Origin of the sequence: Sediminicoccus sp. KRV36 (genome assembly GCF_023243115.1) — a bacterium.
Classification (GTDB): domain Bacteria; phylum Pseudomonadota; class Alphaproteobacteria; order Acetobacterales; family Acetobacteraceae; genus Roseococcus.
Genome location: NZ_CP085081.1, coordinates 3,959,946 through 3,984,065, shown reverse-complemented (window position 1 = coordinate 3,984,065; position 24,120 = coordinate 3,959,946). Strand labels below are relative to the sequence as shown.

At 70.0% G+C, this 24,120-nt stretch carries 20 protein-coding genes; 13 read left to right on the top strand and 7 right to left on the bottom strand.

Annotation, left to right across the window (positions count from 1 at the left end):
• Positions 1-39 precede the first annotated feature (39 nt).
• Together LHU95_RS18855 and LHU95_RS18850 are read left to right on the top strand one after the other, a co-directional pair.
• On the top strand, positions 40-1,011 hold the full coding sequence (locus tag LHU95_RS18855) for a tripartite tricarboxylate transporter substrate binding protein (protein WP_248708495.1): 972 nt from the start codon (positions 40-42) through the stop codon (positions 1,009-1,011).
• Between the two features lie 3 nt (positions 1,012-1,014).
• On the top strand, positions 1,015-1,971 hold the full coding sequence (locus LHU95_RS18850) for a tripartite tricarboxylate transporter substrate binding protein (RefSeq protein WP_248708494.1): 957 nt from the start codon (positions 1,015-1,017) through the stop codon (positions 1,969-1,971).
• Between the two features lie 8 nt (positions 1,972-1,979).
• Here the strand turns inward: LHU95_RS18850 and LHU95_RS18845 are convergent, their stop codons facing one another.
• The 3 genes from LHU95_RS18845 to LHU95_RS18835 all read right to left on the bottom strand — a co-directional run bounded on the left by LHU95_RS18845 (position 1,980) and on the right by LHU95_RS18835 (position 4,872).
• Positions 1,980-3,383 (bottom strand): mandelate racemase, encoded by a 1,404-nt coding sequence (locus LHU95_RS18845; RefSeq protein WP_248708493.1) that lies wholly within the window; start codon positions 3,381-3,383, stop codon positions 1,980-1,982.
• Positions 3,380-4,198, bottom strand: a complete 819-nt coding sequence (locus LHU95_RS18840) for a sugar phosphate isomerase/epimerase family protein (protein WP_248708492.1) — start codon at positions 4,196-4,198, stop codon at positions 3,380-3,382. Before LHU95_RS18840 ends, LHU95_RS18845 begins: the two co-directional genes overlap by 4 nt.
• Before the next feature lie 245 nt (positions 4,199-4,443).
• Complete coding sequence (locus tag LHU95_RS18835) at positions 4,444-4,872, bottom strand: HIRAN domain-containing protein (protein WP_248708491.1); 429 nt, start codon at positions 4,870-4,872, stop codon at positions 4,444-4,446.
• A 218-nt stretch (positions 4,873-5,090) separates the two neighbouring features.
• On the opposite strand from LHU95_RS18835, the gene LHU95_RS18830 reads away from it, so the two are divergent.
• The 11 genes from LHU95_RS18830 (at position 5,091) to LHU95_RS18780 (ending at position 19,381) form a co-directional block, all read left to right on the top strand.
• The gene (locus LHU95_RS18830; RefSeq protein ID WP_248708490.1) at positions 5,091-5,654 is read left to right on the top strand and encodes an ANTAR domain-containing protein; all 564 of its coding nucleotides are present in this window, start codon (positions 5,091-5,093) and stop codon (positions 5,652-5,654) included.
• A gap of 165 nt (positions 5,655-5,819) precedes the next feature.
• Positions 5,820-6,839, top strand: a complete 1,020-nt coding sequence (locus LHU95_RS18825; RefSeq protein ID WP_248708489.1) for a CmpA/NrtA family ABC transporter substrate-binding protein — start codon at positions 5,820-5,822, stop codon at positions 6,837-6,839.
• Positions 6,836-8,101: a CmpA/NrtA family ABC transporter substrate-binding protein gene (locus tag LHU95_RS18820; protein WP_248708488.1), complete on the top strand. Its 1,266-nt coding sequence runs from the start codon at positions 6,836-6,838 to the stop codon at positions 8,099-8,101. Before LHU95_RS18825 ends, LHU95_RS18820 begins: the two co-directional genes overlap by 4 nt.
• A gap of 3 nt (positions 8,102-8,104) precedes the next feature.
• Positions 8,105-8,980: a nitrate ABC transporter permease gene (gene ntrB, locus LHU95_RS18815; protein WP_248708487.1), complete on the top strand. Its 876-nt coding sequence runs from the start codon at positions 8,105-8,107 to the stop codon at positions 8,978-8,980.
• A 13-nt stretch (positions 8,981-8,993) separates the two neighbouring features.
• On the top strand, positions 8,994-9,785 hold the full coding sequence (locus LHU95_RS18810; protein WP_248708486.1) for an ABC transporter ATP-binding protein: 792 nt from the start codon (positions 8,994-8,996) through the stop codon (positions 9,783-9,785).
• A complete protein-coding gene (locus tag LHU95_RS18805) occupies positions 9,782-10,972 on the top strand; it encodes an FAD-dependent oxidoreductase (RefSeq protein ID WP_248708485.1) in 1,191 nt (396 codons plus the stop codon). The genes LHU95_RS18810 and LHU95_RS18805 overlap by 4 nt, the downstream gene beginning before the upstream one ends.
• 52 nt (positions 10,973-11,024) lie before the next feature.
• Complete coding sequence (locus LHU95_RS18800; RefSeq protein WP_248708484.1) at positions 11,025-12,731, top strand: NirA family protein; 1,707 nt, start codon at positions 11,025-11,027, stop codon at positions 12,729-12,731.
• Positions 12,728-14,233 carry a sulfite reductase subunit alpha gene (locus LHU95_RS18795; protein ID WP_248708483.1) on the top strand — a complete coding sequence of 502 codons (1,506 nt, stop codon included), beginning with the start codon at positions 12,728-12,730 and terminating at the stop codon, positions 14,231-14,233. Before LHU95_RS18800 ends, LHU95_RS18795 begins: the two co-directional genes overlap by 4 nt.
• 76 nt (positions 14,234-14,309) lie before the next feature.
• Entirely contained in the window at positions 14,310-16,970 is a 2,661-nt protein-coding gene (locus tag LHU95_RS18790; protein WP_248708482.1) for a molybdopterin-dependent oxidoreductase, read from the top strand.
• Positions 16,970-18,295, top strand: a complete 1,326-nt coding sequence (gene cysG, locus LHU95_RS18785) for a siroheme synthase CysG (RefSeq protein WP_248708481.1) — start codon at positions 16,970-16,972, stop codon at positions 18,293-18,295. Before LHU95_RS18790 ends, cysG begins: the two co-directional genes overlap by 1 nt.
• 135 nt (positions 18,296-18,430) lie before the next feature.
• Positions 18,431-19,381 carry a tripartite tricarboxylate transporter substrate binding protein gene (locus LHU95_RS18780; protein ID WP_248708480.1) on the top strand — a complete coding sequence of 317 codons (951 nt, stop codon included), beginning with the start codon at positions 18,431-18,433 and terminating at the stop codon, positions 19,379-19,381.
• 194 nt (positions 19,382-19,575) lie between these two features.
• Here LHU95_RS18780 and LHU95_RS18775 read toward each other — a convergent pair whose 3' ends face one another.
• The 4 genes from LHU95_RS18775 to LHU95_RS18760 form a co-directional block, all read right to left on the bottom strand.
• Positions 19,576-20,016: a DNA polymerase III subunit chi gene (locus LHU95_RS18775; RefSeq protein WP_248708479.1), complete on the bottom strand. Its 441-nt coding sequence runs from the start codon at positions 20,014-20,016 to the stop codon at positions 19,576-19,578.
• A 51-nt stretch (positions 20,017-20,067) separates the two neighbouring features.
• Positions 20,068-21,048 carry an NADPH:quinone reductase gene (locus tag LHU95_RS18770; RefSeq protein ID WP_248708478.1) on the bottom strand — a complete coding sequence of 327 codons (981 nt, stop codon included), beginning with the start codon at positions 21,046-21,048 and terminating at the stop codon, positions 20,068-20,070.
• Positions 21,049-21,111: 63 nt separating this feature from the next.
• A complete protein-coding gene (locus LHU95_RS18765; protein WP_248708477.1) occupies positions 21,112-22,503 on the bottom strand; it encodes a leucyl aminopeptidase family protein in 1,392 nt (463 codons plus the stop codon).
• A 104-nt stretch (positions 22,504-22,607) separates the two neighbouring features.
• Complete coding sequence (locus LHU95_RS18760) at positions 22,608-24,068, bottom strand: leucyl aminopeptidase (protein ID WP_248708476.1); 1,461 nt, start codon at positions 24,066-24,068, stop codon at positions 22,608-22,610.
• Between the last annotated feature and the right edge of the window lie 52 nt (positions 24,069-24,120).

Here is a 24,120-nt window from a genome sequence, read left to right as displayed (position 1 = left end):
CCGCATAGAACGGCACCCAACAACAGGAGGAAACATCAGATGACCCGCATCACCCGCCGTGCGGCGCTGGCCATGCCCGCGCTGCTGCTTCCCGCCAACGCGCGCGCGCAATGGGCGCCCGCGCGGCCCCTGCGCTTCGTGGTTCCCTTCGCGGCCGGCGGTGCCACGGATATCGTGGCGCGCGTGCTGAGCGAGCCGATGGGCGAGCGTCTGGGCCAGGCCGTGGCGGTGGATAACCGCACCGGCGCGGGCGGCAATGTCGGTGTGGAAAATGTGGTGCGCAGCGCGGCCGATGGCCTGACCATGCTGATGGGCACCACCGGGACGCTGACCATCAACCCGCATCTCTACGCCAATATGGGTTTCAATCCGCTGACTGATCTGGCGCCCATCGGCCTCGCCTTCGCGACGGACCATGTGCTGATCGTGAACCCGCAGGTCCAGGCGCAGACGGCGCAGGAATTCCTGGCGCTGGTGCGCGCGCAGCCGGGGCGGCTCTCCTACGGATCGGGCGGGAATGGCAGCTCCACGCATACGGTGGTGGAGCTGTTCAAGCTGGTGGCGCAGGTGCAGATCCAGCATGTGCCCTATCGCGGCTCCGCACCCGCGCTGAATGACACGGTGGCCGGCAATGTGCAGGTGATGCTGGACCAGATCGCCAGCGCCCTGCCGCAGATCCAGGCCGGCCGCGTGCGAGCCCTGGCCGTGACCGGCGCGCGGCGTCACCCCGCCTTGCCCGATGTCCCGACCGTGGCCGAGATCGGCCTGGCCGCGGCCGAAGCCAGCTCCTGGGGGGCGGTGATGGCGCCCGCCGGCACGCCGCCCGCCGCGATCGACCGCATCAACGCCGTGCTGCGCGAAGCCCTGGCGCTGCAAGGCGTGAAGGATCGCCTGACCCAGGTGGGTGCCGAGGCGCTGACCTCCAGCCCGGCGGAACTCGGCGCCTTCCTGCGCGCCGAGACGGAAAAATGGGGCCGCGTCGTTCGCGAGGCCCGCATCACGGTGAACTGAGCGATGCTCCGCCGCACCCTGCTGGCCAGCAGCCTCGCCCCGCCCGCGCTGGCGCAATCCTGGGCGCCGACGCGGCCGATCCGCATGATCGTGCCCTTCGTTGCCGGCGGCAGCACGGATGTCGCGGCCCGCATCATCGCCGAGCAGATGAGCGAGCGGCTGGGCCAGCCCGTCATCGTCGAAAATCGTGGCGGCTCGGGTGGCAATATCGGCGGCGAGATGGTGGCGCGCGCCACGCCCGATGGACATACGCTGCTGATGGGTGTCACCGGCCTGCTCAGCACCAATGCGCATATCTACCGCAACATGAGCTTTTCCCCCGCGCGTGATCTGGCACCCGTGGGCATGGCCTATACCAGTGACATGGTGATCGTCGTCCCGCCCTCCTTGCCTGTGCGGGACCTCGCGGAATTCGTGGCCCTGGCGAAGGCGCGGCCCGGGGCGCTGTCCTTTGGTTCCTCGGGCCATGGCGCTTCCACCCATACCGCGGCTGAGCTGTTCCGCCTGGCCGCCGGGATCGAGTTGCTGCATGTGCCCTATCGTGGCTCGGGCGGTGCGCTCGCGGACCTCATGTCCGGCACCATCCAGATGATGCTGGTGCAGATCGCCGCCACCGTGGGGGCGGTGCGGGAGCAACGGCTGCGCGCCCTGGCCGCCACCGGCCCGCAGCGCCATCCGCTGATGCCCGATGTGCCCACCCTGGCCGAGCAGGGCTATCCCCAGGCCACGGCGACCTCCTGGGGGGCGGTGATGACCACGACCGGCGTGCCGCCCGCGGCCATCGCCCGGCTGTCCGAGGCGTTGCAAGGCGCCCTCGTGGCTCCCATCGTCATCCAGCGGATGACCAGCGCCGGCGTGGACCCGCAGGCCAGCACACCGGCCGAATTGGCGGCCTTTCTTCAGGCGGAATCGGACAAATGGGGCCGTGTGGTGCGTGAGGCGCGGATTACCGTGGAATAGCGAGGCCCCTACCGGGGCCATGCCGCCTTTTCCATCACGCGCATCGCCGCCACATCCGGCATCTGCACGCTGCCAAAGCCCGGCACGGCGAGGCTGGCGATGTCCAGCATGCCCGTGCGGATGGCGAGGCGCGGGCCGTGCGGCGTGTCGGCATAGAGGTCGGGATGCGATTCCATGAAGCGCACCGCCTCGGCCTTGGGGCGGCCGGCGAAGCCATCAATGAAATGGTGCCCGTTGCGCTCCACATGGGTCAGGCCCATGGCACTCACCAGCGCCAGATCCTGCTGCACGCAGATGCCGGCCAGGGTGGTGAGATCCTCGGCCGACATGAAGTGCCCATCGCCCCATTGGCGGCAGCGCGCGAGGTTGATGAGCGAACGCCAGATGCCCTTGCAGGCCTTGGTGGAGACGCCCGCATAACCCAGGCCCTTGGCCACCACGAAGGCGTCCAGCGCGCCATCGCTCTCGTCAATGATCACCGGCCGCGCGGCGGCGAGGACGGACAAGCCCGTCTCCAGCGCGCGGGCGCGCTTCACCGGCTGCTCGATGAAGAGGATGGAGGCGCAGAGACGCTTCAGCCGGGGCTCGGCCTGCATGGCGTGCCAGAGCGCGAGCGCGCCTTGCGCATCCTCATATTGCTCATTGCCGTCCAGCGTCGCGTGATAGGCGGGAAGGCGGTCCAGCACGGAGGCGATGCGGCAGAGGCGCTCCACATCGGCCTTCATATCGCCGCCCACCTTCAGCTTCCAATAGGCATGGGCGTAGCTCGCCGCGACCTCCTCCAGCGTCTCTGGCAGGCCGTCGCCGACGCGCTCCTCCTGGTCGGCCGCGGTGATCGGGTCCACCAGGCCCACCGTGTGGCGTGCATGAATGCGGCCGGGCTTTGGCGTGGCCGCGAGCATCGCGGAAAAATCAAAGCCCGCCAGGTCCTGGATCACTGCATGCGGCGCCATGCCGCCCAGATTGGCCCGCAGCCCCGCATCAAAGGCAAGCCCCTGCATCCGCAGCAGCGCATCGAAGGCGGCGCGGTCCCAGAGGGCGCGGCCGAAGCTCGCCACCAGGGGGTTCAGGCCCTCGGCGCCGCACGCCGCGACATGAGCGGCATAGCCATCGGCATAGTGGCCGAACGCCGTGTTGAATCCCGCCGCCAGGGACTGCGCCTCGGCGATTTCCAGCGCGCGGCGGAGCTGGTGCTGGTTGTCGGCATCGGTCAGTCCGGCATCCTTGTCGAACCATTTGGCGGCCAGCGTCTCCGCCGCCATGCCGAAGCCCTCACGCCCCGCCTCGTCGCGGATGCGCACGCGCACCACGGCCTGGATGCCATCGCGCACCGTGATCACGCCGAAGCGGAAGGGCATGCGCAGGGTGAAGGACCATTCGAAGCGCTCGGCCTCGACAAAGCGAAATTTCATGGCGCGTGTCCTTCTTCGATCCCGCGCAGATAGCCGATGGCGCGCGCCGCGCAAGCCATGGGGTCAGGGTGATAATCGAAGGGCTCCACGCCGCAGATGCCGGAATACCCGGTCTCGTCCAGCGCGCGCAGCACGGGCGCGAACTGGTCCTGGCCCTGGCCGGGGCCGCGCTTGTTCCGGTCGTTCAGATGCACATGCGCGATCTGCCCGCCGGGAATATGCGCCCGCAGCAGCGTTTCAGCCGGCTCGCTCTCGCCATTGCCGGTGGCACAGACATCCAGCATCGTCCGCAGCGCGGGGCTGCCGATGCGCGCCACGATGGCCAGCGCCTCGGCGAGGGAGGACGCCCAATTCGTCTGCCCGGGGTCGAGCGGCTCCAGCACATAGGTGACGCCGGCCTGGGCGGCATGCGCGGCCACAGCGGCCAGCGCGGCCTCGGCGCGTGCGGCATCGCCCGGCTCGGCCACATGCCGCTGGGCTGGCGAGCCATGGACAAGGTAGGTGGCGCCCAGATCCACCGCGAGATCCACCAGGGCGCGCATCACCGCCACCGTGCCCGCGTGCTTCGCGGCCTCCGTGATGGAAAGCCCAGCCGGCGCCACCAGCAGCCAGTGCAGCCCGGTGATGGGCTGGCCCGCATCCCCCGCCATGCGCCGAAGCTCCGCCCGGCGCGCGGCACTGAGCTTGTGCGGCGCCTCCGCATCGAGGGTAAAGGGCGCCACCTCCAGCCCATCATAGCCAAGTGCGGCCGAAAGCTGTGCCTGCTCGGCGAAGGGCAGGTGGCGCAGCACCTCGTTGCAGAGCGCGAAGCGCATGGGCGGGTTCTCCGTGAAGGGCGCCATCCTAACGCGCCCCGCCACGGGCGCCCAAACCATCGGATTTCATGCGGTGCATGTTTTGCGCGACCCCGGTTTGGGACAAATGCCGATCCGGAGGGCGGTGGCGCGGTTTGGGGGGGAGGGGAGTGCAAAACATCATGGCGGAAACATAGGAAATAATTGACAAGAAAGAAAGTAAAATGCCTCCGGCGGCCGAGGGACTCGTCCCTCGGAACCCCCTTTTATCGCTGTAGTTCCAGACTCCAGCGGGGGTCGCCGGGGCGGAAGGAGGTCTGGGCCAGGGTGGTGTCGTCCCATGCCGCGCGGTCCAGCCAGGCCGTCAGCCTGGCACCCAGTTGCCGGCCCTGGGCCAGCAGCGCCGCCACGGGTGGATTGGCCGCGCGCGGCACATAGCCGAGGCGCAGCCCATCCGGCCGCAAGACCGCCACGGCATTGGCGTCAAACCGGTTTTCCGGCTCGGCCACGATCAGCACCCGCATGCCGGGGACAAGCCCGGGCAGCGCCTCGTACAGGCCATGAAACGCCCCGCCCGCGATGGTGAAATCAAACAGGGGCACGGCGGAAGGTGGGCGTGCCAGGCCTGGCCGGGCCACGATCAGCCCCGCCAGGCCCAGGATGCCCCCCATCAAGCCCCGCCGCGTCGCGTCCATTCCCACCTGTCCCATTCGGTCAATTGAGTTCTATAGAATGATTGTCTTTGGAATGAAAATCCATATTCCAACCCACGGGGTCCGGGGCCTGAGGCCCCGGCGGGTGCAGGGCAGCGCCCTGCGTCTTCCCCGCGCCCCCCCAATCATGCGATGTTGCACCGCAAGAGGAACATGCCGGCGCGGCCCAGACGGGGGCATAAGCGCTGCGGGTTTTGTTGGTGGATGGTGAGCCTGAGCGCGCGGAAGCGGTGCGCCTGGGCCTGGAAGCGGCTGGTTGCACCGTCGTGGCGATTGCGCCCGACGTGGCGGACCTGACGGCGCGCGTCCGCGCGAGCCAGGCCGATGTCATCGTCTGCGACCTGGATGACCCGTCCCGCGATGCCCTCGAATCCATGCGCGCCCTGAACCGCGATGAACCGCGTCCTGTGGTGCTCTTCGCCGAGCGCGGCGCGCCCGAGCAGATCGAGGCGGCGCTGGAAGCGGGGGTGGCCGCCTATGTCGTCGAAGGCCTGGCCCCGGCCCGGGTGCGCCCCGTGCTGGAGGTGGCGATCCGCCGCTTCCGCGCGCATGAGGCCCTGCGCGCCGAGCTGGCTGAAGCCCGCGCCACCCTGGAAGAGCGCGACCAGATCGCCCGGGCCAAGCGGCGCCTGATGCGCGATGAGGGCCTCTCCGAGCCTGAGGCGCATCGGCGGTTGCAGCGCATGGCGATGGAGCGGCGGCTCAAGCTGGGCCCCATGGCCATGGCCTATCTGTCTAAAAATCAGGCAACTCGACTCGTCTAGCGGCCAGATTTCCGCATTCGCCCAAAAGATGCGCATTTTTCCGCTTGCATCGCCCAGGTGGCGCGGATATCTGGCTTCCACGGGCGGGGTGCAATGGCGCATCCCAGGCAAGCCCCTCTTCCCCCCGGTGGCCCATGACGGTCCGCCTGATGCGCGGATCCTCGCTTGCCCCCGATCGCCGAACTCAGCAGCCCGCGCCTTCGCCCCGCCGCCCGCGTGATGCGCCTGGGCTTCGTGCCGCTCTTTGATGCGGCGCCCTTGCTGGTGGCCGATGCGCTGGGTCTCTTCGAGGCGGTCGGCCTGCGCGTGGCCCTTTCGCCCGAGGGTTCCTGGGCTTCGATCCGCGACAAGCTGGCCTTCTCGGCGCTGGATGGCGCGCACATGCTCTCCCCCATGCCCATCGCGCTGGCTGCCGGCCTGGGCGGGGTGCAGGCGGGGTTGCAGGTGGCCTGCGGCCTCTCGCGCAATGGCAATGGCATCACGCTGTCCAACGAACTTGCCGGCGGCGACCTCGCGGCCAGGCTCAAGGCGCGCCGCACGCCGGCCACACTCGCCGTGGTCTTCCCCTTCTCCTCGCATAATTACCTGTTGCGGCGCTGGCTGCTGGCCCAGGGCGTGGACCCGGAGCGCGACGTGCGCCTCACTGCCGTGCCGCCGCCGCGCATGGCCGCGCGCCTCGCCGCTGGCGAGATTGACGGCTTCTGCGTCGGCGCCCCCTGGGGTGCAGCGGCCGAGGCGCTGGGTGCCGGCCGCGTCGTCGCCGGCACGGCCGAGATCTGGCCCGACCACCTCGAAAAGCTGCTCGCCTTCAGCGAGGAATATCTGCTGACCCATCGCGAGCAGGCGGTGGCCGCCACCGCCGCCGTCATCGCCGCCGCGCGCTGGCTGGATGAGCCTGCCAACCGCGTCGAGGCGATTTCCATCATGGCCGGCCGCGCGCTGTGGCAGCTCAGCCCCGCCACCATCGAAAGCGCCTTCGATGCGACGCACCGCATCCGCTTCCGCGCCGCCACCCTGCCGCGCCGCGCGGAAGGCGCCCTCTGGCTGAGCGCGATGCGTGAGGCCGGGCACATGCCGGAGAGCGTGCCCGATGCCCAGGCCCTGGCCCCCTTCAACGATGGGCTGTGGCGCGACGCCGCGGCCCGCCTCAACGAACCCGAACCTGTCCTGGAGACCCAAGCATGAGCCTCTCTCGCCGCCACGCCGTCACCGCCACTGCTGGCCTTCTCGCCGCCGCGAAATCCCTGAGTGGGGCGGGCGTGCATGCCCAGGGCAGCACGACGCCGGAGGTGCGCAAGGCCATCTTCGGCTTCATCGCGCTGACCGATGCCGCACCCCTGATCATCGCCAAGGAAAAGGGCTTCTTCACCAAGCACGGCATGCCGGATGTGGAGGTGAACCGCCAGGCGAGCTGGGGTGCCACGCGGGACAATCTGGTGCTGGGCGGCGGGCGTGGCGGCATTGATGGCGCGCATCTGCTGACGCCCATGGCCTATCTCATCCATATGGGCCGCGTCACCCAGAACAGCCAGCCGGTGCCGATGGCGATCCTGGCGCGGTTGAACACCAATGGCCAGGCGATCAGCGTGGCAGAGAAGCACAAGCCGCTTGGTGCGCGGCTCGATGCCTCGCCCCTGCGTCGCGTGGTGAACTCCGAGAGCAAGTTCGCCATGACGTTCCGTGGCGGCACCCATGACCTCTGGATCCGCTATTGGCTCGCAGCCGGCGGCATTGATCCCGAGCGCGATGTCTCGACCATCGTCGTCCCACCACCCCAGATGGTGGCGAATATGCGCGTCGGCACCATGGATGCCTTCTGCGTGGGCGATCCCTGGAACGCGCAGTTGATCAACCAACGCCTGGGCTACAGCGCGCTGATCACCGGCGAGCTTTGGCACAATCACCCGGAGAAGTGCCTCGGCATGCGCGGCGAATTCGTGCAGCAAAACCCGCGCGCGGCCGAGGCGCTGACGGCGGCGGTGATCGAGGCCGCCCGTTGGTGTGATATCCCGGCGAACAAGCAGGAAATGTGCGAAATCCTGGCGCGCCGGGCCTGGTTCAACGTGCCTGTGACCGACATCATCGGCCGCATGCGCGGTGAGGTGGATTACGGCGATGGCCGCACCGTAACCAATCCCGACATCACCATGAAGTTCTGGCGCGACCATGCGAGCTACCCGTTCCGTAGCCATGACCTCTGGTTCCTCACGGAAAATCAGCGCTGGGGCATCCTGCCCGAGAACCTGGAGACGGCGCCGCTCATCGCGCAGGTGAACCGCGAGGATATCTGGCGTGCCGCCGCCGCGCGCGCCGGGGTGACCAATGCGGAGACGCCCAGCGGCACCTCGCGCGGGCGGGAGACCTTCTTCGATGGCAAGGTCTTCGATCCCGAAAATCCGGCGGCCTACCTCGCCTCGCTCTCCATCAAGAAACTCTCGGCGGCCTGAGACATGAACGCGATCACCCCTCCCGCCGTCACGGCCACGGCACCGCCGGCCACTGCCGCCGCGACGCCGACACCCAAGCCCTCCGCCCTCCTGCGCCGCGCGAGCGAGACGCTGGGCGTGGTGGTGCCGCCGCTGCTGGTGGTGGCCGCGTTGTTCCTGCTCTGGGAATGGCTCTGCTCAGGCCCTGGCGCCACGCTGCCGCCGCCGACGCGTGTCTGGAGCGATGCGAAGGAGTTGATCCTCAACCCCTTCTATGACCGGGGCGGGCTGGACAAGGGCCTGGGCCTGCACCTGATGGCCAGCCTGCAACGCGTGGCCCTGGGCTTCACGCTCTCGGCCGTGATCGGTGTGGCGCTCGGCATGCTGGTGGGCTCCTCGCGTCTCGCGATGCGCGGGCTTGATCCGATCTTCCAGGTGCTGCGCACCGTCCCCCCGCTGGCCTGGCTGCCGCTCTCGCTGGCTGCCTTCCGCGAGGCGCAGCCCTCGGCGATCTTCGTGATCTTCATCACCGCGGTCTGGCCCATCATCATCAATACCGCGGTGGGCGTGCGCAATGTGCCGTCCGATTATCGCAATGTGGCGCGCGTCATCCGGCTGCGGCCGCATGAGTGGTTTCTGCGCATCGTGGTGCCCGCTGCCGCTCCTTACATCTTCACGGGCCTGCGGATTGGCGTGGGCCTGTCCTGGCTTGCCATCATCGCGGCCGAGATGCTGATCGGCGGTGTGGGCATCGGCTTCTTCATCTGGGATGCGTGGAACAGTTCCAACCTCTCGGACATCATCGTGGCGCTGATCTATGTCGGCCTGGTGGGCTTCGTGCTCGACCGGATCATGGCCTTTGCCGGCCGCGCGGTGACGCGCGGCACCAGTGAACAGTGAAGGGGCACCGGTCATGAGCCGCAGCTATCTCGAAGTCTCCCGCCTTTCCGTCCGCTTCGGGCCGAATGCGCCGCTGGTGCTGAACAATATCGATCTGAAGATCGAGAAGGGCCAATATGTCGCCGTCATCGGCCATTCCGGCTGCGGCAAATCCACGCTGCTGAATGTGGTGGCGGGGCTGTTGCCCGCGACGCTGGGCGGCGTGCTGCTGGAAGGCAGCGAGGTGACGGAGCCGGGGCCGGACCGCGCCGTGGTGTTCCAGAACCATTCGCTGCTGCCTTGGCTCACGGTCTATGAAAATGTGAAGCTGGCAGTGGATCGCACGGTGGGGCGCAAGATGTCCCGCGCCGAGCGGCATGACTGGACGCTGGAGAACCTGGCCCTGGTTCGCATGGAAGCCCATGCGCAGAAGCGGCCGGGGGAAATCTCGGGCGGCATGAAGCAGCGCGTGGGCATCGCCCGGGCGCTGTGCATGCGCCCCAAGGTGCTGCTGCTGGATGAGCCCTTTGGCGCGCTGGATGCGCTCACCCGCGCGCATCTGCAGGACCAGGTGATGGCCATCCATGCCCGCCTCGGCACCACGGTGATGATGATCACGCATGACGTGGATGAGGCGGTGCTGCTTTCGGACCGCATCGTGATGATGACGAATGGGCCCAACGCCACCATCGGCGAAATCCTGGATGTGGATCTGCCGCGCCCGCGGGACCGCCTCGCACTCGCTTCCGAGCCGCGTTTCCTGGCGGCGCGTGAGGCGGTGCTGCGCTTCCTGCATGAGCGCCACGCACTGCCGGCGGCAGCGTGAGCTTGCACGTCCTGGTCATCGGCGCGGGCCCGGCCGGCACGCGCTGCGCGGTGCGCAGTGCCGAGCGCGGCGCGCGCGTCACACTCTGCGGGGCCGAGGCGGCGCTACCCTACGACCGCGTGGCGCTCTCCTCGCTGCTCGCGGGGGAAAAGACGCTGCCCGATCTGATCACGCATGATCTCGCGGCGCTGCAGGCCCAGGGCATCGCCTTCCGCCCGGCCACGCCGATCACGGCGCTGGATTGTGCGGCATCCGAGGCGGTGACCGCGCGCGGCGAGCGCATCGGCTATGACCGCGTGGTGATCGCCACCGGCTCGCGCGCCATTCGCCTGCCCGTGCCGGGCGCTGACCTGCCGGGCGTGCTCACCTATCGCACGCTGGATGATGTGCGCGCCATGCTGCGCGCCGCCCGTGCGGGCGGTTCGGCCGTGGTGGTGGGCGGCGGGCTGCTGGGGCTGGAGGCCGCGGCGGGCCTCGCACAGCGCGGCATGAAGGTGACCGTGCTGCACCCCGTGGAATGGCCGATGGAGCGCCAGCTCGATGCCGGTGCTGGTGGGTTCCTGGCGCGCCGCATGGGGCTGCGCGGCATTCGCTTCGCCATGCCGGCACAGCTTGCCGCCATCGAGGGCGAGGGGCGTGTCACGGGCGTGGTGCTGGCCGATGGCAAGCGGATCGCCGCGAATATCGTCGTCATGGCCGTGGGCATCCGCCCCGATACGGCATTGGCCGCGGCATCCGGCCTTTCCATCGGGCGCGGCATCCAGGCCGATGCCGGCATGCGCAGCAGCGATCCGAACATCCTGGCCATCGGTGAATGCGCCGAGGTGGAGGGCCGCACCATCGGCCTGGTGGCACCCGCGCTGGAACAGGCGGAGATCGCCGCCGCCACGCTGGCCGGCGCTGCCGCGCAATATGCGCCCCGCGCGGATCAGGCGGCGCTGAAGGTCTCCGGCACGGCCGTCTGGTCGGCCGGGGATATCGAGGGCGAGGGGGTGACGCTGCGCGATGAGGAGGAGGATCGTTACCGGCGCCTCTTTCTGCGCGAGGATCGCCTGGTGGGGGCCGTGCTCTATGGCGATGTGAGTGACAGCGGTTTCTATCTGAACCTCATCGCCTCGCGCCGTCCCATCGGCCGGCTGCGCGCGGCCCTGGCCCTCGGCCCTGCCTTCCTGCCGGAGCTGGCGTGATGCGCGCCGCCGATTCACGCATCCGCGCGCTCCAGCAATCGGGGACGAAGTGATGGAAGGCCCCGGTTTCTCGCCCGAGCAGCAGAATTACCTCAAGGGCTTCATGGCCGGCGTGGAGGCGCGGCGTGGCGCCTTGGCACCCGCGGGCGGCGGCACGGCGCCGGCCGATGCGCTGCGTGCGGCGCAGGACGCGACGATCGCCAAGGGCGGCAAGCTCGTCCCGCAGGAAGAGGCCAAGCGCGACAAGCACCCGCTGGACCGCTGGAGCGAAATCACCGCCCGCGCCGAAGCCGGGCAATTCCCGAAACCGATCGATGACTTCATCGGCCGCTTCCACGGGTTGTTTTTCGTCGGCCCCGCGCAGGATGCATACATGTGCCGCCTGCGCATCCCGGGCGGCATTCTCACCGCGCAGCAGGCGCACGAGGTGGCCGCCATCGCGGAAGAATGCGGCGGCGGCTATCTCGACATCACCACCCGCGCCAACCTGCAAATCCGCATGATCCCGGCCGCCAAGGGAGCCGAGGTGGTCATGCGCCTGGGTGAGATCGGCCTGCTGCCGCGCGGCACGGGGGCGGATAACATCCGCAACATCACCGCCTCCCCCACCGTGGGCGTGGACCCGCGCGAATGGGTGGATACGCGGCCCATCGTGCGCGCCTTGCATCACCACATCCTGAACACGCGGGACCTGTTCGGCCTGCCGCGCAAGTTCAACATCAGCCTGGATGGCGGTGGCTCCATCGCCGTGCTGGAGGAGACGAACGACATCGCGCTCAGTGTGGTGCGGGTGAATGGCGAGTATCGCTTCCGCCTGGGTCTCGGCGGCATCACCGGCCACCAGGACCTGGCGACACCTTCCGACGTTGCGGTGCTGCCGGGCGATGTCGTGAAGCTGTGCGATGCCATCCTGCGCGTCTTCATCGCGCATGGGGACCGCACGGATCGCAAGAAGGCGCGGCTGAAATACCTGCTCGACGCCTGGGGCCATGAGCACTTCCTGGCCGAGGTGGAAACCCTGCTGGGCCACGCCCTGCCGCGCTTCGACATCGCCACGATGGAACGCCCCCCGGCGCCGGATCGCTTGGCGCATATCGGCGTGCATGCGCAGCGTGAGGCCGGGCTGCATTGGCTTGGCGTGGTGGTGCCGGCGGCACGGCTTTCGGCCGAGCAGCTGCGCGGCCTCGCGGCGCTTGCGCAATGCCACGGCAATGCCGAGCTGCGGCTGACCGTCTGGCAGAATCTGCTGATCCCGCATGTGGCCGATGTGGCCGCGGCCCAGGCCGGGCTTGCGGCGCTGGGCCTCACCACGGAAGCGAATGCCATCCGCGCCGGCCTTGTCGCCTGCACGGGCAGTGCCGGCTGCAAATTTGCCGCCGCCGACACCAAGCGCAACGGGCTGGAGATCGCTTCCTTCCTGGAGAAGCGGATCACGCTGGACGCGCCGCTCAACATCCACCTGACCGGCTGCCACCATTCCTGTGCGCAGCATTTCATCGCCGATATCGGCCTGCTCGGCGCCAAGGTGGAGCAGGGCGAGGATGTGCTGCCGGGCTACGACATCCATCTGGGCGGCAGCAGCGGCGATGCCGCGCGCATCGGCCGCCTGATTCGCCCCAAGGTGGTCGAGGATGCGGTGGCGCCGCTGCTGCTCAACATCCTGGTGCATTGGCAGGCCGAGCGCGAGGCGGGCGAATCCTTCCAGGATTTCTGCGCCCGCCACAGCGATGCGGAACTCAACGGAATGCTGGAAGCATGAGTGTCATCACGCAAAGCTTCGGTGCGGCGCCTGTGCCGATCATCCCGGATTCCGCGCCCTTTACGGCCGATCAGCGCGCCTGGCTGAACGGCTTTCTGGCCGGGCTTTACGGCGGCGCGGAAAGCGCGGTCGCCGCCGCCCCGGCCGTGCCGGCCGAGGATTTCCCCTGGCATGACCCGGCGCTGGAACTCGATGAACGCCTCACCCTGGCCGAGGGCCGCGCGCTGCCGCGCCGGCTGATGGCCGCCATGGCGCAGCTCGATTGCGGCCAATGCGGCTATCTCTGCCAGACCTATGCCGAAGCCCTGGCCGAAGGGCGCGAAACCTCGACCGCCCTCTGCCAGCCCGGCGGCAAGGTCACGCGGGATGCGGTGAAGCGGCTGATGGCCGATGTGAAGGTGGCGCCGGTCGCTGCCCCCGTGGCGGCCAAGCCGCGCGGCGAAACCACGCGCCTGCTGGCCTCGGAGCGCCTGACCGGTGCTGCCAGCGGCAAGGATGTGCGCCGCATCGTGCTCGATCTCAGCGGCACCGGCATCACCTATGCGCCAGGGGATTCGCTGGGCGTTGTCGTGCGCAACGACCCCGAGCTGGTGCAAGCCTGCCTCACCCGGTTGAACGCCCAGGGTGATGACGCGCTGCGCGAGGCGCTCTCCGTGGAGCGCGACATCGCCCGCCCGCTGGACCGCACGCTTGATCTTTTGGCCGGTGCCGCGCGGGACCCGCGCGAGGGCGCTGCCCTGCGCAAGCTCGCCGATGGGGATGATGGCGCGGAACCGGCCGAGGCCGATCTGCTGGATCTGCTGGAGGCCTTCCCTTCGGCCCACCCACCCGTGGCCGATCTCATCGCCTCGCTGCCCACGCTCAAGCCGCGGCTCTACTCCATCGCCTCCTCGCTGCGCGCGACGCCGGGGCGCGTCGAGCTTTGCGTGGGCGTGGTGCGTGAGACGCGGCGCGGGCGCCTGCGGGATGGGGTTGCCTCCTGCCACCTCGCCTTTCGCGCCGATGCGGTGCCCGCCTACACCCAGACCAGCCATTTCCGCCTGCCCGAGCGCGCCGAAACGCCGGTCATCATGGTCGGCCCCGGCACCGGCATCGCACCCTTCCGCGCCTTTTTGCAGGAGCGCGCGGCACTCGGCATCAAGGGGCGGTCCTGGCTGTTCTTCGGCGATCGCCATGCGGCCACGGATTTCCTCTTCGCCGACGAGATCGCGGCCTGGAAAAAGGACGGCACCTTGCAGCGCCTTTCGCTGGCCTGGTCCCGCGATGGCAAGGCGAAGGATTACGTGCAGCACCGCATGATCGAGGATGCCGCCGATCTCTGGCGCTGGCTGCAGGATGGCGGGCATTTCTACGTCTGCGGCGATGCCAGCCGCATGGCCAAGGATGTGGACGGGGCCCTGCGCCAGATCGCGATGAGCGAGGGTGCCATGAGCGCCGATCAGGCGCGCGACTGGATCGTGGCGCTGGCCAAGCAGGGCCGCTACCAGCGGGATGTGTATTGATGCTTCCGGACCGGTTCACGCTTTCCCGCCCGTCACCTTGCGCGTCCCGCACGAGCGCCGCTGCGCGATCGGGCCGATGATGGACGGCTCCCTGCTCCCCACCATCCGCACCACCTGCCCTTATTGCGGTGTGGGATGCGGCGTGCTGGCCAGCCGCGACGGCCCGGTGCGGGGCGACCCCGCCCACCCCGCCAATCAGGGAAGGCTGTGCAGCAAGGGCGCCGCGCTGGGCGAAACCACCGGACTCGATGGCCGGCTGCTGCACCCCATGGTGCGCGGCAAGCGCGCCAGCTGGGATGCGGCGCTGGACGCCACCGCCGAAGCCTTCCGCGCCGCCCTGGTCGAATACGGGCCGGAGGGTGTGGCGCTCTACGTCTCCGGCCAGTTGCTGACCGAGGATTACTACGCGGCCAACAAGTTCACGAAAGGCTTTCTCGGCACCGGCAACATCGACAGCAATTCGCGGCTTTGCATGGCGAGCGCCGTGGCCGGCCACAGGCGCGCCTTTGGCGAGGACCTGGTCCCCGGCACCTATGAGGATCTGGAACTGGCCGATCTGGTGATCCTGGTCGGCAGCAATCTCGCCTGGTGCCACCCGGTGCTGCACCAGCGCATCCTCGCGGCGAAGGCGCTGCGGCCGATGATGCGCATCATCGTGGTGGACCCCCGCCGCACCGCGAGTTGCGAGGCGGCAGACCTGCATCTGGCGCTGCGCCCGGGCAGCGATGTCGCGCTCTTCGCCGGCCTGCTCACGCATCTGGCGCAGTCCGGCTTCGCCGTGCCCGACGCGATGCGCCAGGTGCTCGACGTGCCCGCGCTGACCGGACTCGATCCCGCGCAGCTCGCGCAGTTCAATGCGTGGTTCAGCGGCACGGAACGCGTGGTGACGCTCTGGAGCCAGGGCACCAATCAATCCAGCAGCGGCACCGACAAGGCCAATGCCATCATCAACTGCCACCTCGCCACCAACCGTATCGGGCGGCCCGGCATGGGGCCGTTCAGCGTCACGGGCCAGCCCAATGCGATGGGCGGGCGTGAGGTGGGGGCCCTGTCCAACATGCTGGCGGGCCACCTGGATGCGGAAAACCCGGCCGAGGTCGCGGCCCTGCGCGATTTCTGGCAGGCGCCGAGCCTGGCCACCAAGCCGGGCCTCAAGGCCGTGGACCTCTTTCGCGCGGCCGAGGCCGGGCGCATCGGCGCCATGTGGGTGATGGCGACGAATCCCGCCGTGTCCCTGCCGGATTCCGCCATGGTGCGCCGCGCCTTGCAGCGCATCCCCAGCCTCATCCTCTCCGATTGCCATGCCGGCACCGATACGGCCGAGCATGCGCAGATCCTGCTGCCCGCGCTCGGTTGGGGCGAGAAGGATGGCACCGTGACGAACAGCGAGCGCGTGATCAGCCGCCAGCGCGGTTTCCTGCCCGCCCCGGGCGAGGCGAAGCCCGATTGGTGGATCGTGGCCCAGGTGGCGCAACGCCTGGGCTGGGGCGCGCAATTCGCCTGGCCGAATGCGGCCGCCATCTTCCGTGAACACGCGGCGGTGACGGAACTGGCCCGCGATCGTCCTGACGCGCTTTCGTCAGGGCGTGAATCGCCGGCCCAGACGGAACTGGCCCGCGATCGTCCTGACGCGCTTTCGTCAGGGCGTGAATCGCCGGCCCCGGAGGCCCGCCCCGCCCAGCGTGTCTTCGACCTTGGCGGCCTGAGTGACCTGACCGATGCGGCCTACGCGACCCTGCCGCCGACGCAATGGCCCGTGCCGCGCCACGGCCAGCGCGGCGGGCGCATCACGCCGCCAGTGCGGCGCCTCGTGCCCACCCCCTTCCGCCTGCCCGAGCATGGCGGCGGCATGATCCTGATGACCGGCCGCCTGCGGGACCAGTGGCACACCATGACGCGCACCGGCCGCGTGCCCCGCCTGATGTCCCACGCGCCTGAGCCCGTGCTCAGCGTGAACCCGGCCGATGCGGCGGCCCTCACGGAGGGCGCCCTGGTCCGCGTGGCCAGCGCCTGGGGCGAGGCGGTGCTGCGCCTGGCGCTCGATCCCGCCACGCCGCGCGGCACCTGCTTCGCGCCCATGCACTGGACCGATCAACTGGCCCCGCGGGCACGGATCAACACGGCCGTGACGCCGGCGACGGACCCGATCAGCGGCCAGCCGGAGCTGAAGCACACGCCCGTCACCCTCACGCCCTTCGTGGCACGCTGGCACGGCTTTCTGCTGGCCCGGAAGCCGCTCGGCGCGCGGCTGGGCGATTGGTGCGCCATGGCGCCGGCCGCGCATGGCGCCTTCCGGCACGAGATCGCGGGCAGCGAGGCAGCGGCCTTCGACACATTGGTCGCGGCACTGGGCGAGGGCGCGCCCGGCCTGGTCCTGCACGCCGATGCGACGGGCGAGCACCGTGCCGCCTGGCTGCGCGATGGCCAGCTCATCGCCGCGTTGTTCATCGGGCCGGATCATCTGCTGCCGCCGCGCGAATGGCTGCTCTCGCTGTTTGGCGAGGCGCGCATCGGCAGTGCCGCGCGGCATGCGCTGCTGGCCGGCATGCTGCCGGATGGCCCGCCGCCATCGCCGACCTTGTGCGCCTGCCATGGCGTGAATGCCGCCAGCATCCGTGCGGCCATCGTGGCCGGCGCGCGGGATGTGGCGGCCATCGGCACGGCCACCTCCGCCGGCACGGGCTGCGGCAGCTGCAAGCCGGAACTGGCGGCGATGCTGGCGCTGGAACCGGCCTGATGCGCCATTTCCCGGCCTTTCTCGACCTTCAGGGCCGCAAGGTCTTGCTGCTCGGCGCGGGTGAGGCGCTGGCGGCCAAGGCCACGCTGCTGCGCGCCGCCGGCGCTGATCTGCGCGAAGTGCCGCGCTATGCGGAAGGGCAGCTGGAAGGCTGCGCCATGGCCGTGGCGGCCGGCGCGCCCGAGGAAGACCTCGCCGCGCTGCACGCCGCCTGCATGGCGCGTGGCATTCCGGTGAATGTGGTGGACCGGCCGGAATTTTGCTCCTTCATCACGCCCGCCATCATCACGCGGGACAACATCACCATCGGCGTTTCCACCGGCGGCGCATCCCCCGTGCTGGCGCGGCTGATCCGGCAAAAGATCGAGGCGGTGCTGCCGCCGCTGCTGGGCCGCGTCGCAGCGCTGGGGGCGAAGTTCCAGGCGGCCGTGCGCGCGCGCATCCCGAGCCTGCCGGCCCGCCGCGTCTTTCTGGAGCGCGCCCTGACCGGCACGCCGGCCGATCTGGCTTTGGCGGGCCGCCAGGCCGAGGCCGAGGCCGCCTTCGCGCAGCTCCTCGCCACGGCTGAAGCCGCGCCGCGCGGCATTGTTCAACTCGTCGGCGCGGGGCCCGGTGCGGCCGATCTCCTCACGCTGCGCGCCCTGCGCGCGCTGGGCGAGGCCGATGTCATCGTGCATGACCGGCTGGTGAGTGCGGCGGTGCTGGACCTCGCGCGGCGCGATGCGCGGCGCATCTTCGTCGGCAAGCGGCGCGCGCTGCATTGCGTCCCGCAGGAGGGGATCAACACCCTGCTCATCGAGCTCGCGCGTGAAGGCTTGCGCGTGGTGCGCCTCAAGGGCGGGGACCCCTTCATCTTCGGCCGTGGCGGCGAGGAAGCCCAGGCCCTGGCCGAGGCCGGGATTCCCTTCGAGGTGGTGCCCGGTGTCACCGCGGCGCTGGGCTGCGCGGCGCAGGCCGGCATTCCGCTGACGCATCGGGATGCGGCGCGCATGCTGACCTTCGTCACCGGCCATACGCGTGAGGGCAGGCTCGACCTCGATTTCGTGGCCCTGGCCCGGCCGGCGCAGACGCTGGCCATCTATATGGGCCTGACCACGCTGCCGGCGCTGCGCGAGGGGCTGCTGCGCGAGGGCTTTGACCCCCATACGCCGGCCGCGCTGATCGAGCGCGGCGGCTCCCCCCAGCAGCGCGAATTGCGCGGCACGCTGACGGAAATCGTGGCCCGTGCGCCGGCTTGGGCCGGCGATGGGCCGGTGCTGCTGTTGCTGGGTGAGGCGGTGGCGATGGGCGCGCTGCCGGCGCGGCTGGAGGCGGCCTTCGCCTGAACGGCACGGGCCGCCGGCTGCCATCCTGCCCTGATGGCCGCGCGGCCTCACGGCGGCGCAATCCTTGGCGCGGCGCGGTGATGCAAGGATGCGCGGCCTGGGTTACATTCCCGCCATTGCCGGAGGGAACCCCATATGCAACGCCGCCTTCTGATCGCCAGTCTCCTGGCCGCGCCCGCCATCGCGACCGCGCAGACAACCCCGCTGCGCCTGATCGTGCCCGCGCCGCCCGGCGGCAGCACGGATATCCTGGCCCGCATCCTGATTGAGCGCGCGGGCGCGCTGCTGGGCCAGAACGTCATCGTGGATAATCGCGGCGGGGCGGGCGGCATCATCGGCACGGAGGCCGCCGCGCGCGCCGCCGCCGATGGCAATACCCTCATTCTCGGCCATAATCAGACGCATGCCTCGAACCAATGGATGGCGCGCAACCTGCCCTACCAGGTGATCGAAAGCTTCACCCCCGTGGCGCGGCTGGCCACGGTGCATCACGCCACCGTGGTGCCGGCCCAGTCGCCGGCGCGGAACATGGCGGGGCTGATCGAGATGGGGCGTGGCGGGCGCCGCGTCTCCTATGCGTCCTCGCAGGCGGGCTCGGCCAGCCATGTCATCGCCGAGACCTTCGTCCGGCGCTCGGGCATGGATGCGGTGCATGTGCCTTATCGCGGCGGCGGGCCGGCCACGCAGGATACCGTGGCGGGGGTGGTGGATTTCTATGTCTCGACCTGGCCCGGCGTGGTGGCGCTGGTGCGTGAGGGGCGGCTGCGCGCGCTCTCCATCGGGGCCGAGCAGCGCATCGCGGGCTTCCCCGACCTGCCGACCACGGCCGAGGCCGGCGTGCCCTTCATGGCCGTGGATGCCTGGTTTGGCCTGTTTGCGCCACGCGGGGTGGAGGCCCCGCGCGTCACCCGCCTGGCCGAGGCGTTCCTGGCCGCGCTGGCCCAGCCCGAGACGGCGGCGCGGGCGGTGCAGGCCGGGCTGAACGCAGCACCCATGCCGCCCGCGGAATTCGCGGCGTTCCAGCTGGCGGAAGTGCGCCGCTGGCAGGAAATGGCGACGCTGACGGGGATCATGATGGAGGGGTGAGGCGGGGTTGCTGGCGCGACCTGCGCGCTGGCTTCGCCTTGGCTGACAGAGGGCTCCTGGGTGGGATCGAGGGGCCAGCCCCTCGAGCTCCCCGGCAGGAAGCCGGTTTCCTGCACCTTCGTCAGGCAGGTTATGGCATGACGGTCCAGGCAACCGGGTTGCCTGGCGGCACAGAGGGCGAGACCCCCTTGCTCTCACGCCTTCTTCTCCCAGCCTCGCTCACCCTGCTGCCAATAGGTCAGCGCGTGGCCGGCCGCCTTGGCGGCGGCCCAGCGCCGGCGCGCGGCAGCGACGGCCGCCTCATCGCCACCATCGAACAGATCAAAGGCGCGGGCATAGAGGGCGAGATGGGCGCTTTCCGCGCCCTCCGCCAGGAACAGATGCTGCGCGCCATTGGGTGCTGGCATGTCCAGCGCGGTCAGGAAGATGGGCTGTGCGGCGCCATCGCGCGTGCCATGCGGCAGCCAGTCGGGCTCGGCGCAGGTCCAGAGGGCGTCATCCAGCGACTTCAATCGCTCCTCGCTCGCGCAGAGCACCAGGGCGCGCTGCTCCAGCGCCAGCACGCGGCCGAGCAGGCGCGGCAAGGCCTGCTCCAGCGTGCTGCGGGTGAGGTGGTAGAAGCCGATCTCGGTCATGGCCCTGCCGCGCGGCCGGCAGCCGGCACAGCAACCCGGCTGGCCGTATGATCACGCAAGGGTCAGCACCACATTGCCCATGGCGGCGCCGCCCATCACCATCTCATGCGCGGCGGCGCATTCGGCCAGCGGCAGGGTCGCCGCGATGGCGTGCCGCACGCGACCCTCGCGCAGCAGCTTCTCCAGCACCGCCTCGCATTCGCCCCGTGCCTCGGTGCTCAGCTCATAGACGATGAAGAAGCGGATCGCGGCCCCGCTCAGGATCATCGGGAAGAAGCCCAGCGTAATCTCGGCCGCCCCCGAGCCATAGGTGACGCAGATGCCGTCCTGCTTGACGATGCGCGGCAGCAGCGCGGCATTCGCGGCCAGATCCACCTCGATCACGCGATCCACGCCGCGCCCGTGGGTGAGGGCCGCCACGCGCGCCGCCACATCCTCGCTGCGGTAATCCACCACGGCATCGGCGCCGGCGGCCAGCGCATGCGCGGCCTTGGCGGCGGAACTCACGGTGGCGATGACCTGCTTCGCCCCCAGCAGCTTGGCGAACTGGATGGCGTAGTGGCCCACAGCCCCCGCACCGCCCGCGACCAGCACGGATTGGCCGATCACGCCGTGATCCGCCATCACCGCGCGCAGCGCCGTCAGCGCCGGAATGCCCAGGCAGGCGCCCTCGGCGAAGCTGATATTGTCGGGCAGGGGGACGGCCTGGGCCGAGGGCAGCGCGATGAATTCGGCCGCCGTGCCGAAGGGGCGCTTCCATTGCCCGTTCCAGATCCAGACGCGCTGGCCGATGCGCGCCGCATCCACGCCGGCGCCCACGGCCTCGATCACGCCCGCGCCATCGCTGTGCGGGATCACCCGCGGCGCCGCCATGGGGCGAGAGCCGCCGCGCGACTTGCAATCGGAGGGATTCACGCCCGAGGCATGGATGCGCACCAGCACCTCCCCCGGGCCAGCCTGCGGGGCCGGCATGTCGCCATGCACCAGCACATCCCGCGCCGCACCCGTCGCCTCATACCAGACTGCTTTCATCGCATCCTCCAGACCTGTTCAGCCATGTTGGTGAGAGGGCGGCGCCCTGTCACGCAGCCCGCATCACAGCCGATGCGGGTCCTCGAAATGCCGCTCCACAAGCGCATCCAGCAAGCGGACGCCAAAGCCGGTGGGCGTGTTCTTTGCCGCCAGCCCCTCCGTCGTCTCCGCCGTTTCCACGCCGGCGATATCCAGATGCGCCCAGGGCAGCCCGCCCGCAAATTCGCGCAGGAAGGCGGCGGCGTGCGAGGCATCGGGCTGCAAGCCCTGCCCACCCGGCACGCATTGCTTCAGGTCGGCGATCTCGCTCTTCAGATCCGCGCGGTGCTTTTCGCCGATGGGCAGCGGCCAGAGGCGCTCGCCCACCACCTCGCCCGCCGCCGTCACGGCCGCAGCCAGGGCAGCGTCATTGCCGAACAGCCCGGCGCGATGGTGGCCCAGCGCCGTCACCACGCTGCCCGTCAGTGTGGCGAGGTCCAGCAGGGCCTGCGGGCGGAAGCGCCGCGCCGCCAGATGCAGCGCATCCGCGAGAACGAGGCGCCCTTCGGCATCCGTGTCCACCACCTCCACGCTCTGGCCGTTCATCATGCGCAGCACATCGCCGGGGCGATAGCTCATGGCGCTGGTGGCGTTCTCCGCGATGGCCAGCACGGCGATGGCCGGGCAGGGGGAGCGGCGGCGGGCCAGGGCCAGCATCGCCCCCGCGCAGGCGGCGGCCCCCGCCATATCGGCGCGCATCGCCTCCATGCCGGCGGCCCCCTTGATGGAAATGCCGCCCGTGTCAAAGCAGATGCCCTTGCCGATGAAGGCGACGGGTGGGGCCGCGAAGCTGCCCTTCCAGCGCAGGATCACCATGCGCGGCGGATGCGCGCTGCCCTGACCCACGGCCAGCAGCCCGCCCGCGCCCAGGCGTTGCAGGGCGCTGCGGCCCAGCACCGTGACCTTGATGCCCTCCTTTCGCAGCTTGCGCAGCCGGTGGGTGAAGGCGCGCGGCGTCAGGTGGTTGGCGGGCTCGGCCACCAGGTCGCGCGCGAAGCTGGCGCCGGCCAGCGCGGCTTCGGCCCGCGCCCAGGGTGCGGCGAATGGCGCCGGGTCATCCACCAGCAATTCGATGCGGCGCGGAGGCTTCGCCCCTCCAGACTTCAGCCGGTCGAAGCGCCAGGCGCGCAGCAGCGCACCCGTGGCCAGCCCCACCGCGCAGCGCAGGGGCAGGCCGCGCGCATCCAGCGCCACGCGCCGCACCCCGCCCGCCGCCGCGATGCAGGCTGCCCCCACACCCTCCCAGGCATGGGCCGAGGATGCTGCGCCATCGGCACCGATCCAGCGTTCGGTGGGCGAGATGTCCAGCACCTCGCCCGGCCGGCCGAGGAAGCCCGAGGCGTGCGGCGTGCCACCCTCCAGGATGGGCCGCAGCAGCAGCGCGCCGGCCGAGGGCGCGCGCCGGATTTTCAGCACGGATCAGTCCCTGTCAGGACGGCGAAGCGGCGCCGCACGCCCGGCTGAAGGAGCCGGGTCTGTCTGCGCCAATGCGTCTCGCGCGGGCGCTCTGTCACCGACACTCAGCCCTCATAATGATCCGCGACCAGCCGATCGAGCATGCGCACGCCATAGGCCGTCGCGCCCTTGGGGATGGTCGGCGAATCCTTGCCGGCCCAGGCCGTGCCGGCGATGTCCAGATGCGCCCAGGGGCGGCCCTGCACGAAGCGCTGGATGAAGCAGGCCGCCGTGATGGAGCCCCCCGCCCGGCCGCCGCCCACATTCTTCATGTCCGCGATGTCGGACTTGATCTGCTTGTCATAGGCCTCGCCCAGCGGCATGCGCCAGGCGGCCTCGCCCACGGCATTGCCGGCCGCCGTGATGCGCGCGGCCAGCTCCTCGTCATTGGCGAACAGACCGGCATGCTCATGGCCCAGCGCCACGATGATCGCACCCGTCAGCGTGGCGAGGTCCACCATGAATTTCGGATCGAATTTCTCGATCGCGTAGTGGATCACATCGGCGAGCACCAGGCGGCCCTCGGCGTCGGTGTTGATCACCTCGATGGTCTGGCCGGAGGCGCTGGTCACCACATCGCCCGGGCGCTGCGCGTTATGGCCGGGCATGTTCTCAACCAGGCCCACGATGCCGATCACATCGGCCTTGGTCTTGCGCCCGGCCAGGGCGGCCATCAGGCCGGCGACGGTGCCAGCACCCGCCATGTCCCACTTCATGTCTTCCATGCCGCCGGCCGGCTTGATGGAGATGCCGCCGGTGTCGAAGGTCACGCCCTTGCCGATGAAGCAGAGCGGCTTGTCCATCTTCTTCTTGCCGGAGCCGTTCCACTTCATCACCACCATGCGCGGCTCATTGATGGAGCCCTGCGCCACGCCGAGCAGCGCGCCGAAGCCCAGCTTCTTCATCTCCTTCGGGCCCAGCACATCCACGCCGAGGCCGAGCTTCTCCAGCCCCTTCAGGCGGTCCGCGAATTCCACCGGCGTCAGGATATTGGCAGGCTCGGACACCAGGTCCCGCGCCAGGAAGACGCCCTCCACCACGGCCTTCATCGGCGCGAAGGCGGCTTTCGCGGCGGCGGCCTCACCTGTGCCGATGGTCAGCTTGGCGAGCTTGGGCTTGTCCTCGGGCTTTTCCGTCGTGCGGTAGCGGTCGAAGCGGTAGGAGCGCAGTGCCGCCCCCATGGCGAGGCTGGCCGCCTGTTCGGCGGTCAGCCCATCGGCGGCGACCATCACGGCGGCCTCGCCTGAGACCATCGGCACCATGCTGCCGCCGAGCTTTTCCGCATCCGGCGTCTCGCCCAGGCCCATGACGACGAGCTTGGTGATCCCGCCATGCGGCGCCCAGAAGGTGGCGGACTGGCCCTTCTTGCCCTTGAAGCCGGCCGCTTCCAGCGCGCGCGTCAGCCCGCCCTCCATTTCCGCATCCAGCGTGGCGGCGAGGCCGCTGAGCGCTCCCCCCTCGGCGATGGGCAGCACCAGGGCGCCGGTTTTCGGCAAGGCGGGCTTGGCAAAGGCGATATCGAGCATGGGGCGTCCCGTTCCGATCTGAAGGATTCCCTGGAAGATAGGGCGCGCATCG